Origin of the sequence: Microbacterium sp. 1S1, from assembly GCF_008271365.1 — a bacterium.
Lineage (GTDB): Bacteria > Actinomycetota > Actinomycetes > Actinomycetales > Microbacteriaceae > Microbacterium.
The window spans coordinates 660,064-673,010 of sequence record NZ_CP043430.1 but is presented as its reverse complement, the minus strand read 5'-3'; the positions used below and the strand labels follow the sequence as shown (position 1 = coordinate 673,010).

General features: G+C 69.4%; 13 protein-coding genes. 9 read left to right on the top strand and 4 right to left on the bottom strand.

Translation table 11 applies throughout. From position 1 onward, the window contains the following. The first annotated feature begins 16 nt into the window (after window positions 1-16). Window positions 17-460, top strand: coding sequence for a DoxX family protein (locus FY549_RS03400; RefSeq protein WP_149083840.1), 444 nt, complete (start codon window positions 17-19; stop codon window positions 458-460). A gap of 5 nt (window positions 461-465) precedes the next feature. Here the strand turns inward: FY549_RS03400 and FY549_RS03395 are convergent, their stop codons facing one another. Genes FY549_RS03395 through FY549_RS03380 form a run of 4 tightly spaced genes read right to left on the bottom strand, consistent with a single transcriptional unit; the run spans window position 466 to window position 4,318 of the window. Next, window positions 466-897 (bottom strand): ATP-binding protein, encoded by a 432-nt coding sequence (locus FY549_RS03395; protein WP_149083839.1) that lies wholly within the window; start codon window positions 895-897, stop codon window positions 466-468. Continuing rightward, window positions 887-1,219 carry an STAS domain-containing protein gene (locus FY549_RS03390; protein WP_149083838.1) on the bottom strand — a complete coding sequence of 111 codons (333 nt, stop codon included), beginning with the start codon at window positions 1,217-1,219 and terminating at the stop codon, window positions 887-889. Before FY549_RS03390 ends, FY549_RS03395 begins: the two co-directional genes overlap by 11 nt. Then, window positions 1,203-3,167 carry a glycosyltransferase family 2 protein gene (locus FY549_RS03385; protein WP_149083837.1) on the bottom strand — a complete coding sequence of 655 codons (1,965 nt, stop codon included), beginning with the start codon at window positions 3,165-3,167 and terminating at the stop codon, window positions 1,203-1,205. Before FY549_RS03385 ends, FY549_RS03390 begins: the two co-directional genes overlap by 17 nt. Next, window positions 3,164-4,318, bottom strand: coding sequence for a PP2C family protein-serine/threonine phosphatase (locus FY549_RS03380; RefSeq protein WP_159463261.1), 1,155 nt, complete (start codon window positions 4,316-4,318; stop codon window positions 3,164-3,166). The genes FY549_RS03385 and FY549_RS03380 overlap by 4 nt, the downstream gene beginning before the upstream one ends. Window positions 4,319-4,514: 196 nt before the next feature. Here FY549_RS03380 and FY549_RS03375 point away from each other — a divergent pair, with 196 nt between their 5' ends. The 8 genes from FY549_RS03375 (at window position 4,515) to FY549_RS03340 (ending at window position 12,939) form a co-directional block, all read left to right on the top strand. After that, window positions 4,515-5,435, top strand: coding sequence for a carbohydrate ABC transporter permease (locus FY549_RS03375; RefSeq protein WP_149083835.1), 921 nt, complete (start codon window positions 4,515-4,517; stop codon window positions 5,433-5,435). Beyond that, window positions 5,435-6,388 (top strand): carbohydrate ABC transporter permease, encoded by a 954-nt coding sequence (locus tag FY549_RS03370; RefSeq protein WP_149083834.1) that lies wholly within the window; start codon window positions 5,435-5,437, stop codon window positions 6,386-6,388. The genes FY549_RS03375 and FY549_RS03370 overlap by 1 nt, the downstream gene beginning before the upstream one ends. A gap of 26 nt (window positions 6,389-6,414) precedes the next feature. Continuing rightward, window positions 6,415-7,779: an extracellular solute-binding protein gene (locus FY549_RS03365; protein ID WP_149083833.1), complete on the top strand. Its 1,365-nt coding sequence runs from the start codon at window positions 6,415-6,417 to the stop codon at window positions 7,777-7,779. A gap of 170 nt (window positions 7,780-7,949) precedes the next feature. Beyond that, window positions 7,950-8,909, top strand: a complete 960-nt coding sequence (locus FY549_RS03360; protein WP_200838823.1) for a tripartite tricarboxylate transporter substrate binding protein — start codon at window positions 7,950-7,952, stop codon at window positions 8,907-8,909. 59 nt (window positions 8,910-8,968) lie between these two features. Further along, complete coding sequence (locus FY549_RS03355; RefSeq protein ID WP_025102656.1) at window positions 8,969-9,508, top strand: tripartite tricarboxylate transporter TctB family protein; 540 nt, start codon at window positions 8,969-8,971, stop codon at window positions 9,506-9,508. Next, complete coding sequence (locus FY549_RS03350; protein ID WP_149083831.1) at window positions 9,505-11,175, top strand: tripartite tricarboxylate transporter permease; 1,671 nt, start codon at window positions 9,505-9,507, stop codon at window positions 11,173-11,175. Before FY549_RS03355 ends, FY549_RS03350 begins: the two co-directional genes overlap by 4 nt. Next, entirely contained in the window at window positions 11,172-12,041 is an 870-nt protein-coding gene (locus FY549_RS03345; RefSeq protein ID WP_149083830.1) for a dihydrodipicolinate synthase family protein, read from the top strand. The genes FY549_RS03350 and FY549_RS03345 overlap by 4 nt, the downstream gene beginning before the upstream one ends. Before the next feature lie 181 nt (window positions 12,042-12,222). Further along, window positions 12,223-12,939 carry a FadR/GntR family transcriptional regulator gene (locus tag FY549_RS03340; RefSeq protein ID WP_149083829.1) on the top strand — a complete coding sequence of 239 codons (717 nt, stop codon included), beginning with the start codon at window positions 12,223-12,225 and terminating at the stop codon, window positions 12,937-12,939. The last annotated feature ends 8 nt before the right edge of the window (window positions 12,940-12,947 follow it).

The following is a 12,947-nucleotide window of genomic DNA, read 5'->3' as shown; positions in this document are numbered from 1 at the left end:
AAGGAAGAACCTCCTCATGACGAACACCACAGCCTCCGCCTCCTCCGCCTCGTCGATCGGACTCCTCGTCCTCCGCATCGTCGTCGGCGCGGTCTTCGCCGCCCACGGCGCGCAGAAGATCTTCGAGTTCACGATCCCGGGCACGATCGGCAGCTTCGCCGGGATGGGCGTCCCGCTGGCCGAGATCGCCGCTCCCGTGGTGGCCTTCCTCGAACTCGTCGGCGGGGTCCTGCTGATCCTCGGTCTGCTGACGCGCCCGGTCGGTCTCCTGCTCGCCGCCGACATGGCGGTCGCCCTCGTGCTCGTGCACCTGCCCGCCGGGCTCTGGGTGACGGCCGGCGGCTACGAATTCGTAGCCGTGCTCGGTGCCGCGGCCCTCGCCCTCGCCCTCACGGGGGCCGGGCGTTACTCCATCGACGGCGCGGCTCTTCGGGGGCGCGCGCCGCGCTGGCTCGCCTGACCGCGCTAGTCGTCCGCCTCGCGCTGCTGATCCAGGCGTCGCACGAGCACCCAGGTGTTGCCGAGGTCGGTGACGGTGTGGGTGAACACGTCGAGTGCGGCCTGCGACAGCGCGAGCCCGCGACCGCTCTCCGCCTCCTCGCCCGGCATCGTCACGGCGTCCCAGTCGATCGGCGCCGGCGGGGCGGTGTCGCGGACGTAGGCACGCAGCTCGTCCGCGGTCACGCGGACGTCGACGCTCAGCACGACGTCCGCGCTCTCGTTGTGCTGAGCGATGTTCGTCGTGACTTCGCTCAGCGCGAGGGCGAACAGCACCTGGTCCTGCGCCGGCACCTCCGGGCCCTGGGACCAGAGCCGGTCGAGCTCGTCGAGGGCGCGGTCCACGAGGGCGAACCCGGCGGGTCCGTCGACGTGGAAGGCCCGCGTCTCAGCCTGCATCGAACGCCGTTTCCGGCGTCGGGAAGTCACGGAGCACGCGATCCAGGTTCGTCAGACGGAGCACGGTGCGCACGGCCTCGGGAACGGCGGCGATGCGGAGATCGCCTCCGGCCACGCGGGCGCTCTTGAGGCCGCCGACGAGCGCGCCGAGGCCCGAGGAGTCGACGAACTCGGTGCCGCTGAGGTCGATCGCGATGCGCGGCTGCCCGGCGGCGACCAGGTCGCTCACCGCGTTGCGCAGCAACGGCGCCCCCGAGGCCGTCAGGCGCCCCGTGATCGTGACGACGGCGTAGCCGTCCCTGGTGTCAGTGCTGACGTTCATTCGACTCCTTCTCGAGGACCTGAGCGGCGGGACCGCGATAGCGCGCCGCCTGGATGATGACGCTGAGGACGACCAGGTCGTACAGGACCCAGGCGGTGTTGACGAGCGTGCCGGTGCCGTCGCCGGTGCCGACGATGACCCGGGCGACCCCGATGACGAGGGCGATCACGAGCACGACCATGGCGGTGAGCTGCGGCCAGATCTCCCGCCAGGGGACGCCGCGGGGGTCGCGGCCGTCCTTCCGCGTCACGGCGAAGGAGAGCGGGCGGCCGAGGACGACATTGGCGAACGCCGTCCAACAGGCGCGGATCCACACGGGGAACAGGGCGAGCGAGTACTGCTGCCCGCGCCAGGTCTTCACCCCCTTCGCCACCACGAGGAAGAGCGCCTGGTTGACGAGGAAGTAGGGCAGGAACCGTGCGAAGAAGTCGACCGACCAGGCGGTGACGGGGAGCACCCCGAAGACGAGGTAGATGACCGGGGCCGCGAGGTAGACGATGGCGGCGAACCCCGAGAGGTAGCTCCACATCGTCGCGAAGTACATGAGCCGCTGTCCCACCGAGAGCCCGCGCTTGACCAGCGGGTTGTCGCGCAGCATGACCTGCAGCGTGCCCTGAGCCCATCGCAGTCGCTGCGTGAGCATCGTCCGGAGGTCTTCCGGGGCGAGGCCGTGGGCGAGGATCTCGTGGTGGTAGACGCTCCGCCAGCCCAGGGCATGGAGCTGCATCGCCGTCGCCATGTCCTCCGTCACGGAGATCGTGGCGAGCGGCAGGATGGGCTGAGCCTCATCGGCGCGGTCGAGGCGCAGGGCGTCGAGCAGCCCGCGCACCGCTTCCACTGCCGTGATGGGGGAGAGGTCAGAGGTCGCGAGGGCGTCCAGCCCCGCCTCGTCCACGACCACCTGCCCCAGCTCGGCGTCGTGCTGCACGGGGAGGGATTCGATCACCGCGAGGTCGGCGCGGATGCCTTCCAGGTCGTGCGCCACGAGGATACGCGAGGCGTTGTCGACCGCGTCGCCCACCCGGGCGGCGACCGCCGCCACGGACTCACCCGCGGCGAGCTCCTTGCGGCCGCGGGAGATCGCGATGCGCAGTGCGCCCAGCTCGGTGACGAGCGCTGGATCGGTCGCGGCGTCGGCCTCGCGGGCGATCAGGGCTTCGGAGGTCTTGAGTGCCCGTGCGGCGGAGTCGGTCACGCTCCGGACGTAGCCCACGATGCCCAGCTGCATGAGCGCCTCCCGGCGCAGCACGGCGTTGGAGCCGCAGAAGAAGGCGGCGTTCCAACCGTCCTTCCCCTGCTGGATCGGCCCGTAGAACAGGGGCGCCTGGCTGCCGAGCGGGTCCGCCTCGTCGACGTTCACGAACCACTGCGGTGTCTGGACGAGGGCGACCTCGGGGTCGTCGGCGAAGTATCCGAGCGTGCGGTGCAGGATCAGCGGGTCGGGCACCTGGTCGGCGTCGAGGATGAGGAGGAACTCGCCGTCGGTTTGGAACAGAGCGCTGTTGAGGTTGCCGGCCTTGGCGTGACGCGGCTTGCCTGACCAGTCCTCAGAGCGGGTGAGGTAACCGACCCCCGCCGCTCGGGCCTCGGCCTCGAGGTCCGGTCGCGAGCCGTCGTCGAGGATCCAGGTCGAGTGCGGGTAGGCGATCCGCTTCGCCGCCCTGGCTGTCGTCATGACGAGCTCGATCGGCTCGTCGTAGGTCGTGATGAAGACGTCGACCGTGCCCTGCGGCGGCGACACCGGTGCCGGACGCTCGCGCGCCCGCCACATGGTGAGGCAGAACAGGAAGGTGTCGATGAGGCTGTACGTCTCGGCGATGACCAGCGGCACCGCGATCCACCACGCGGACCAGTTCACCGACTCGAGCCACCGCCAGGCGACGTAGTTCACGCCGAGCAGGACCGACAGGAGGGCCAGGACGCGGATGGTCGCGAACCGCGCGGTCATGCGTCCCTCCGCACGACGACGACCGTGATGTCGTCGGTCGCGCGCTCGTCGTTCGCGAGCCGCAGCGCCTCGCCGACAGCGCCACCCGGACCCATCTCGGAGAGGACCCGCTCGACGTGCCCGAACGGGTCGTCGGGATCCAGCACGTCGAGGAGCCCGTCACTGCAGCAGATGAAGGCATCGCCCACCTCGAGCCGGGTGGTCACGGGGACCCGGGGCTCGGCGAGCCCCATGCCCATGCCCAGTGGCAGGTTCGTCGAGCGGAGCGGCGTCCACGTCCCGTCCGCGCGGACGACGAAGGCGAGGCTGTGGCCGGCGTCGATGACCTGAAGCTCTCCGGTCTGCGGCTCCAGCTCCGCTACGACCGCCGTGACGAACATCGAGGTGTCGGCGAGGTCGTCCTCGAGCAGGCGGTCGACTTCGACCACTGCGTCGGCCAACGAGCGCTCCGGTGCGGTCCGCAACGAGGCGCGCACGGTGGCGGCGACCAGTGCCGGCCCCGTGCCCTTTCCCATCGCGTCGGCGAGGGTCACGCGCAGGGCGTCACCGTGGCGGGAGAAGTCGTAGTAGTCGCCGGCGAGCATCCCGCGCGGCGCGGCTCCCGCCGCGATCGTGTACCCCTCGATCTCGGGGTGCACCCGGGGGCGGAGCGCCCGCTGCACCACCGCGGCGTGGTCGATGTCCGCGTCCTGCGCCAACTCCGTCTGCACCCAGAATGCGAGGTCGCGCAGCAGGTCCTGCTGCTCGTCCGTGAAGGTGTGCGGCTCGGTGTCGAGCACGCAGAGCGTGCCGACCGGCTCACCGCCCGGCGCATGCAGCGGGTGGGCTGCGTAGAACCGCAGGTGCGGGTCGCCGGTCACGAACGGATTCTCGGCGAAGAGGTCCGTCGTGGTCGCGTCCTCCACCACCACCGTCCGGTCCTGAGAGACCGTGTAGTCGCAGAAGGAGTCCTGTCGCGGTGCCTCGTTCCCCCCGAGGCCGATCTGCGACTTGCGCCACTGCCGATCGCGGTCGATCAGCGAGACGCTGACCATGGGCACGCCGAACATCTCCTTCGCCAGCCGTGTCACTCGGTCCACCCGCTCGTCGGGTGGTGTGTCAAGGATCCCCAGTTCCTCGAGCGCTGCCTGTCGCCGTCGCTCGTCGAACATTCCCCCGGCCCTCCTCCGTGTGTATTCCCCACATCCTATTGAGGTTCGTGAGGCCCGGCACCAGCTCGATCTCGGCATTCAGGTGAACCACAGGAAACGGTTCTGCGCAAGCCCCGTGGAGAAACGCTTCCCCGGATCTAGCATCGCGCCAGGACTGGAGCGCCTATCTGCGCGTCCCGAGGAAGGAGGCAGGTGGATGCCGCTCAAGACCCGCCAGCGGGACCGGTACAACCGACGTGAAGCCCTCGCCGGGTACCTCTTCATCTCGCCGTGGCTCATCGGATTCCTCATCTTCACGGCCGGCGCGATGGTCTACAGCCTGTACATCTCGTTCAGCAGCTACAACCTGGCGACGAACAGTGCCCGCCCGGTCGGCATCGACAACTACGCGAACCTCTTCGAGGACCCGCGCGTCGGGGTTTCCCTCGCGAACACGCTGTTCTACGTGGTGATGGCGGTGCCGCTGGAGATCGTCTTCGCCCTCGTCCTCGCCCTGCTGCTGAACCGGGTGGGACGCGGCGCCGGGCTCTTCCGCGTCCTGTACTACCTGCCGAAGATGACCCCGGCGGTCGCGACCGCCGCCGTGTTCTTCCTCCTCCTGAACGGCAACTCCGGAGCGATCAATCAGTTCCTCCGCCTGTTCGGCATCCAGGGGCCGCAGTGGCTCGTGGACCCGGCCTGGGTCAAGCCGAGCATCGTGCTCATGACCCTGTGGACCGTCGCGGGCACGATGGTGATCTTCCTCGCCGCCCTCAAGAACGTGCCCGTCGAACTGTACGAGGTCGCATCGCTCGACGGAGCGGGGCCGATCCGGAAGTTCTTCTCCATCACGCTGCCGATGATCTCCGGTGCCATGTTCTTCAACGTCATCGTGCTGTCGATCGCGGCGTTCCAGATCTTCGACCAGGCGTATCTGCTGTTCTGGCGCGATCAGAGCAACTCGTCCCCCGAGGCGTCGCTCTTCTACGCGATCTATCTGTTCCAGCAGGCGTTCCGGCAGTTCAACTTCGGCTTCGCGGCGGCGATGGCGTGGCTGCTCTTCGTCATCATCATGGTCATCACGCTCATCCAGGTGAAGGTCGGGAACCGCTTCGTCTACTACGAGGGAGACCGCTGATGTCCCAGACCCTGCGCCAGATCCCCGTCGAGGCGGAGGGCGACGGTCTTCCCGAGACGGTCGCGGCTCCCTCCCCAACGCGCCCGCGCTGGCGGCGGCACCTCCGGCAGCCGAAGAGCCTGGCCGCCCGGATCGTGCTGAACCTCATCCTCGTGCTGTTCGCGCTGCTCTTCCTCTACCCGTTCGCGTGGCTCATCGCGGCCAGCCTGAAGCCGCGCGGCGAGGTGTTCGACAACGCGCTCATCCCGAAGACGTTCGTGCCGGAGAACTACGTCGAGGTGTGGAACCAGCTCCCGCTGCTGAACTGGATGGGCAACAGCATCGCGATCGCGCTGCTCGCCGCCGGCGCCGTCGCGATCTCTAGCTCGATCGTGGCGTTCGGTTTCGCGTACTTCCGTTTTCCCGGCCGGGGGCTGCTGTTCGGCCTCGTGCTCGCCACGATGATGCTGCCGGGCGCGGTCACCATGATCCCGATCTACCTCATCTGGAAGGAGACCGGTCTCCTCGGGACGTGGGTGCCGCTGTGGGGCATGAACCTCTTCGGATCGGCGTTCTACATCTTCCTGCAGCGGCAGTTCTTCCTCGGCCTCCCGCGGGAGCTGTTCGAGGCGGCGCGGCTCGACGGGGCCAGCGCCTGGGGACTCTTCTGGCGGATCGCCATGCCCCTGTCGATCCCGTCGTTCGTCATCGTGTTCCTGTTCGAGTTCCAGGCGAGCTGGAACAACCTGCAGGCCGCCCTCATCTACCTCAACGCCGGGTCGGTGGACGAGTTCACCGCGCCGCTCGGCATCGCGTACGCCATGACCAAATACAGCCCCACCGCGGGCGGTCACGGCGACTACCAGTACGTCATGGTCGCCTCCCTCCTGGTGACCCTCCCCATGCTCATCCTCTTCGCGTTCGGGCAGCGCGCCTTCATCGAGGGCGTCGCGACCCAGGGGCGCAAGGGATGACGAACCACAGATCGAAAGGAGCAGTCATGCGCACACGCATGCTGGGAATCACCGCGGTCGCCGCGGCATCCGTCCTCGTCCTCGCCGGGTGCGGCGGGGGAGGGGGAGACGACCAGGCGGCCGACGCCGACTTCGGGGCCGACCCGAGCGGCACGCTGAAGGCGTGGGGGTTCGAGAACGCCGACGACGTGGGCACCTCGCGCATGGACTATGCAGCCGCGCAGCTGGAGGACGTCGAGGTCGACCTCGACGCGACGGCCTTCGACGCGCAGAAGTTCACCACCCGGATCGCGAGCGGCGACGTACCCGACGTCGTGCAGATGGACCGCCGGTATGTGACCACCTACGCCGCGCAGGACCTCATCATGCCGCTCGACGAGTGCTTCGCCGCGCAGGACGTGTCGCCGCGCGACCACTGGTACCCCTTCGTGGTCGACGACGTCACCTACGAGGACGCGGTCTGGGCGGTGCCGCAGTTCTACCAGCCGCCGGCGATCCTGCTGAACAAGGCCGTGCTCGACGAGGCGGGGGTGACGGCGGAGGAGATCGACACCTCGCAGCCCGACGTCCTGCTCGGCGCGATCGAGAAGATCTATCAGGAGTCCGGCGGCGTGCCGACGCGGCTCGGGTTCGACCCGGTCGCGACGGGTCAGGCCGGGTTGTGGATCCTCGGCATGGGTGGCCAACTGAACGACGAGGACGGTGCGCCCACCCTCGACGACCCGAGCAACGTGGTCGGCGTCGAGATGCTGAAGCAGATCACCGACGCGCAGGGCGGGTTCGCGGCCGTGAAGAGCTTCACGGACTCGTTCGACTCGTTCGGCGACCAGAACCAGTTCGTCGCCCAGCAGGTCGGGGCGCAGGTGAACGCGCAGTGGTATCCGAACGTGCTGAGCCCGTACGCGGACCAGATCGAGCTGGAGGCCGTGCCGTTCCGGAACGCCGACGGGGAGCCGTTCTCGGTCGCCTCGGGGACCGCCTTCGTGATCCCGGCCGGGGCGGAGAACCCCGCGGCGGCGTGCGCGTGGATGGTGAACCTCACCTCCGACGACGCGTGGAACGCGGCGGGCGAGGCGCGTGCCGAGACACTGAAGACCGACGGCGGGATCAACACCGGGCTGTTCACCGGTTCGCCGTCCGCCGACCAGTCGATCCGCGAGACCTTCGTCACCGACAGCGGCAACGCCGGCTTCGACCAGGTCATCTCCACCTATTACGACGTGGTCGACTACGGGCAGTCGTTCGGCTCTTCGCCGGCCGGTCAGGAGATCCAGAACGAGCTGAACAACGCCATCACGGCGGCGCTGCTCGGGGACAAGTCGCCCGAGGACGCACTGAAGGAGGCGCAGGAGGCCGCGATGCGAGCGTACGAGAACGCCACGGCCGGCTAGCCCCGGAGGGGCAGAGCGCCAGGCGGCCGAGCCCGCCTGGCGCTCGTCGCGTCTGCCGGCGGTGCCGGGTGCGGTAACCCTTATCAGTGTTGACTGTTAACAGTCAACACTGATAGCCTCGCGGTGTCGACAACACGGTCGACCCACGTAGAGGAGCAAAGATGCCCCGCATGCGCATCACTCGGGCGGCCGCTGCCTTCGCCGCCCTCGCCGCCACCGCTCTGGTGCTGTCGGCCTGCACGAAGGTCGACGAGAGCGAGGGGGCCGCCTCGACCTATCCCGAGGACGACATCCGGCTGATCATCCAGGCCAACCCCGGCGGCGGCTCCGACCTTTCCTCCCGCGCGCTCGCCACCGAGCTGGAGAAGATCCTCGGCGTCAGCGTCATCCCGGAGAACATGCCCGGTGCCGCGGGAGCGCTCGCGATGGAGTACGTCGGCTCGCAGGATCCGGACGGCTACGTCATCGGCTTCGCCCCTGTCGAGATCGCGATGCTCAACACCACCCAGAGCGCCGACGTGCTCCCCGAGGACTTCGACCTGCTCGGCCAGATCATGCTGGCCCCCGGTGTGGTCACCGTCGGCGCGAACAGCGGCATCGAGACGCTCGACGACCTCGTGACCCAGGCCAAGGCCGGCGCCGTCACGGTCGCCAACTCCGGTGCCGGTTCGATCTGGGAGGCCGCCACCCTCGGTCTCGGCCAGGCCACGGACGCCGACTTCACCCCCGTCCCCTACGACGGTGGCGCCACGGCGGTCGCGGCCGCCGCGTCCGGTGAGACCGTCGCCGCCGTCTCCGGACTCGGCGAGGCCCTCGCGCAGGGCGAGGCCGTCCGCATCCTCGCGGTCATGAACGACGAGCGTCACCCGGACGCGGAGGACGTCGAGACGGTCGAGGAGGCCATTGGCGAAGAGGTCGTCTTCGGCGGCTGGGGCGGCATCTACGCACCGGACGGCCTGCCCGACGACGTGCACGACGCCCTCGAGGCCGCCGTCAAGGAGGCTGTGGAGTCCGAGAGCTACCAGAAGTTCCAGGCCGACGCCGGCAACCTCGTGGTCTACCGCGACTCCGCGGAGTGGACCGGGTTCGTCGACGACCAGTTCGCCCTGTTCCAGGATCTCCTGGGCTGAACACCTCCGGTGGGGTCGGCACGCGCCGGCCCCGCCGCGTCCTCCGACGAAGGAGCACCATGACCAGCCCCGACACCGCGGCCGAGTCGGCCGCGCCGGGCGGCTACGAGGGGGCGACCGCCTCGCGACCCCTCGAGATCGCGTTCGCCGCCGTCGCCCTCGCGATCACCGCCGGCTATCTCTTCCTCGCCACGCAGATCCCGCTGCGCCGCGAGGCCGCCCCCGGACAGATCGACGCGCGCTTCTGGCCGCTCGTCATCGGCGTGACCGGCGTCGTGATCGCGATCGCCCTGCTCGCCGTGGCGATCACGCGACCGGCACCCACGCGGGAGGACCTCGAGCGCATCCAGCCGGGCGGCGTCCTCCGGGTGGTCGCGACGATCGCGATCGCCGGTGCCTTCATCGCCCTCTGGTCCCTCGGCTCGGTCATCCTCTTCGGCTACCGGATCGAGGTCTTCCCGATCGCCTGCGCCCTGCTCATGGCCGCACTGATGCTCCTCTACGGCCACCGCCGCTGGCTGAGCCTCGTCATCTACTCCGCCGCCGTCACGGCGTTCGTCTACGTCGTCTTCGGCATGCTCCTGAGGATCCCCCTGTGAACGCGCTCCTGGAGGGGCTGAACTCGCTCCTCGACATCTCGATCCTGCTGTACATGGCGGTCGGTCTCGTCCTCGGCTTCATGGTCGGCGCCTTCCCCGGCATCACCGCGACCATGGCCGTCGCGCTCGCGGCCGGCTTCACCATGACCCTCGAACCCGTGCAGGGCCTCGCGGTGCTGCTGACGATCTACGTCGCGGCGAACTTCGGCGACCGGGTGCCGTCCATCCTCATCAACACCCCGGGGACTCCCGCCTCCATCGCCACCACCCTCGACGGCTATCCGATGGCGAAACAGGGCAGGGCCGGTCTCGCGCTGACGATCTCCGCGATCGTGTCGGCCGTCGGCATCCTCGCCTCGCTCGTGCTCTTCTCGGTCGCCGCCGTGCCGATCGCCAGCTTCGCCCGGGACTACTTCAAGTCGCCCGAGCTGTTCGCGCTCGTCGTCTTCGGCATCGCGATCATGATCGGCATCTCGTCCAAGTCGATGCTCAAGGGCATCCTCGCGGGCCTCTTCGGACTCATGCTCGGCAGTGTCGGAACGTACGCCGCCACCGCCGACCAGCGCTTCACGTTCGGTGTGCTGGAACTCGTCGAGGGCGTGAACTTCATCGCCGTCATCATCGGCCTCTTCGGCATCGCCGAGCTGTTCGACCAGCTCCTCACGCACCGGAAGTCGCACGTCCGGCCGATCTCGAGCCTCGGGCGGTGGTGGCCGAACCGCGCCGAGCTGAAGCAGAGCGGACGGGCCACCGCGGTCGGCGGCGCGGTCGGCCTCGGCGTCGGCCTCATCCCGGCGGCCGGCGGCGACATCGCCGGGCTCATCGGCTGGGAGCGGGCGCGCAAGGCGTCGAAGCACCCGGAGATGTTCGGCAAGGGATCGATCGAGGGCGTCGCCGCGTCCGACACCGCCTCCAGCGCCACGCTCGGCGGCTCGCTGACCACCACGATGGCACTCGGCATCCCCGGGGACTCCGTGATGGCGGTGATGATCGGCTCGATGATCATCTGGGGCATCACCCCCGGGCCCACGCTGTTCACCAACCGCCCCGACCTCGTCGTCTCGATCGTCGGGATCATGCTCGTCGCGACCCTCCTGTCGCTCGCGCTGAGCCTCGTGCGGATGAAGGGCATGGTCAAGCTGCTCGACGTGCCGCAGCCGTATCTGTGGAGCGGCATCCTCATCTTCTGCATCATCGGCACGTACGCCACCTCGAACAGCCTGTCGACCGTCGTCACGATGCTCGTCTTCGGTGTGGTCGGCGTGCTGCTCAAGCGCATGCAGGTCCCGGCAGGACCCGTGGTGCTCGGTCTCCTGCTCGGTCCGCTCGCCGAGGAGAACCTCGCCCGCACGCTGGCGATCCTGCCGACGCGGCCGTTCTTCGAGGTCGTCAGCCCGATCGCCCTCGTCCTGCTCGCGCTCGCGGTGCTGTCGATCGTGATGCCCGCGATCCGCGCCGCCCGCACGCCCCGGGCAGAGCGGGCCTCGCTGGAGGACTCGATCCTCCACACCGACAGCATCGTGCAGCTCGAGAAGGCGCACGACGAGCTCGCGGCGCAGCCCGACCTGCTCACCTCCACCGTCCGCAACGTCGACGCCGGTGCGCGCCGGGGACGCGCCGACCGCAAGAACCGCCAGAGCACGACCCCCGAGGAGACCGAGAAGTGACCCGCTACGACATCCTGACCGCCGTCCCGACCGCGTTCCACCGCGACGGGACCCTCGACCTCGAGGGGTCGCGCGCGATCTTCCGGTTCGTGGCCGACTCGGGCAACGAGGGCGCCTTCGTTCTCGGCACCACGGGCGAGTTCCCCGCCGTGGACACGGACGAGTTCCGGGGGCTCGTGGGTGCGGCGCTGGAGGAACTGGCGCACCGGATGCGCGTCATCGTGCACGTCGGGCAGCCGAGCACGTTCGAGGCCGTGCGACTCGTCGGCATCGCGAAGGAGCTGGGCGCCACGGAGTTCGCTGCCCTCACCCCCTATTACCTGCCGGCCACCGACGACGCCATCCTCGACTACTACCGCGCGGTCTCGGAGGCGGTGGGGGACGGGCGGCTGTATGTCTACATCTATCCGGCCCGCAGCGGGAACCCGGTGTCACCGGAGCTGCTGGTGCGCATCGCGGCGCTTCCGAACGTCGTCGGAGCCAAGGTGAGCGAGCTCTCCCTCGACGACATCGCTGCCTATCGCGCGGCCGTGCCCGCGGGCTTCGAGCTGTACACCGGCGCCGACCGCGACCTCATCGCGGCCGTCGAAGCCGGCGCGCAGGGCGTGGTGTCCGGCGTCTCCTCCGTGACGCCGAAGCCATTCCGGGCCCTCGCCGACGCCGGGCGTTCCGGAGATGCCGCGGCCATCGCCGCCGCGCAGACGGCCGTCGACGACGTCGTCGCGCTCATCGGCGGCGACATGGCACGCATGAAGGAGGCGTACCGCGTGCTCGATGTCGTCGACACGCACTGCCGCATGGCGATCGCCGAACCCTCCGCCGACGAGCGGGCGGCCGTCGCGCAGGTGGTGGCCGCGCACCGTTGACGGGCTCCGGGCACGGCCAGGGGCGGGATGCCGCGACCTGGGGGGCGCGGCATTTCTGCGTGCGCTCCTCTTACTTGTCGGACAAGTGAGTGTGCCCAGGAGAATACTTGACGACAAGCGGGGCGACTCTCTAGGCTCGTGACAAGATTTTCCGCCGATATCGCGAAGGAGCGAACGGAGCATGTCAGACAAGATTGAGGTCACCGGGTCCGACTTGTCGGACGCGCTCGCTCGACGTCTGGCCCAGCATCTGCAGCGCTCCGGGTTGGAGATCGGCGATCCGCTGCCCACCGAGGCCGAGCTCGGCGCCGTGCTGGAGGTGGGACGGCAGCGTATCCGCGAGGCTCTCAGCGTGCTCGAGGCGTTCGGCATCGTCGCGTCGCGACAAGGGGCGCGCCGGGTCTGGCGGGGATTCCGGGCCGCCGATCTCGCCACCCGCTGGATCGGGTTCGTCGACGACCCGGAGGCCGCCACCCGCGAGCTCCTGGAAGTACGGCACGCGCTCGAGACGTCCCTGCTGCCGCTGGTCATCCCGCGCCTGCAGCCCGGCGACCTCGCCCGGCTCCGCCTGCTCTCGGAGGAGATGGTGGAGCGCGCGCTGCGCAACGAGAGCTTCGCCGAGCTCGACCAGCAGTTCCACCGGGGGTTGCTCGCGCCGATGGGCAACGCGTTCGTCGACCAGTTCCTGCAGTCGTTCTGGGTCGTCTTCGCCGCGGCGCGACGGGAGGAGCCCGTCGAGGAGGACCCGGCCATCGCCGCGATGCACGGTCGCATCATCGATGCGATCGAGGCCGGCGACACCCGCCGGGCCGTCCACGAGCTGGACGCGCACTTCTACGGTGTCCGCAACCGCTACCCGGACATCGACTTCGGCGCCACGGCCCCGCTGTCGGTCTGAGGGCGCCC

Excerpts from the sequence above, each read along its gene's own strand:
- FY549_RS03390 (WP_149083838.1), bottom strand. The coding sequence starts at position 1,219 with ATGAACGTCAGCACTGACACCAGGGACGGCTACGCCGTCGTCACGATC.
- FY549_RS03365 (WP_149083833.1), top strand. The coding sequence starts at position 6,415 with ATGCGCACACGCATGCTGGGAATCACCGCGGTCGCCGCGGCATCCGTC.
- FY549_RS03395 (WP_149083839.1), bottom strand. The coding sequence starts at position 897 with ATGCAGGCTGAGACGCGGGCCTTCCACGTCGACGGACCCGCCGGGTTC.
- FY549_RS03380 (WP_159463261.1), bottom strand. The coding sequence starts at position 4,318 with ATGTTCGACGAGCGACGGCGACAGGCAGCGCTCGAGGAACTGGGGATC.
- FY549_RS03355 (WP_025102656.1), top strand. The coding sequence starts at position 8,969 with ATGACCAGCCCCGACACCGCGGCCGAGTCGGCCGCGCCGGGCGGCTAC.
- FY549_RS03400 (WP_149083840.1), top strand. The coding sequence starts at position 17 with ATGACGAACACCACAGCCTCCGCCTCCTCCGCCTCGTCGATCGGACTC.
- FY549_RS03360 (WP_200838823.1), top strand. The coding sequence starts at position 7,950 with ATGCGCATCACTCGGGCGGCCGCTGCCTTCGCCGCCCTCGCCGCCACC.
- FY549_RS03375 (WP_149083835.1), top strand. The coding sequence starts at position 4,515 with ATGCCGCTCAAGACCCGCCAGCGGGACCGGTACAACCGACGTGAAGCC.
- FY549_RS03385 (WP_149083837.1), bottom strand. The coding sequence starts at position 3,167 with ATGACCGCGCGGTTCGCGACCATCCGCGTCCTGGCCCTCCTGTCGGTC.
- FY549_RS03340 (WP_149083829.1), top strand. The coding sequence starts at position 12,223 with ATGTCAGACAAGATTGAGGTCACCGGGTCCGACTTGTCGGACGCGCTC.
- FY549_RS03370 (WP_149083834.1), top strand. The coding sequence starts at position 5,435 with ATGTCCCAGACCCTGCGCCAGATCCCCGTCGAGGCGGAGGGCGACGGT.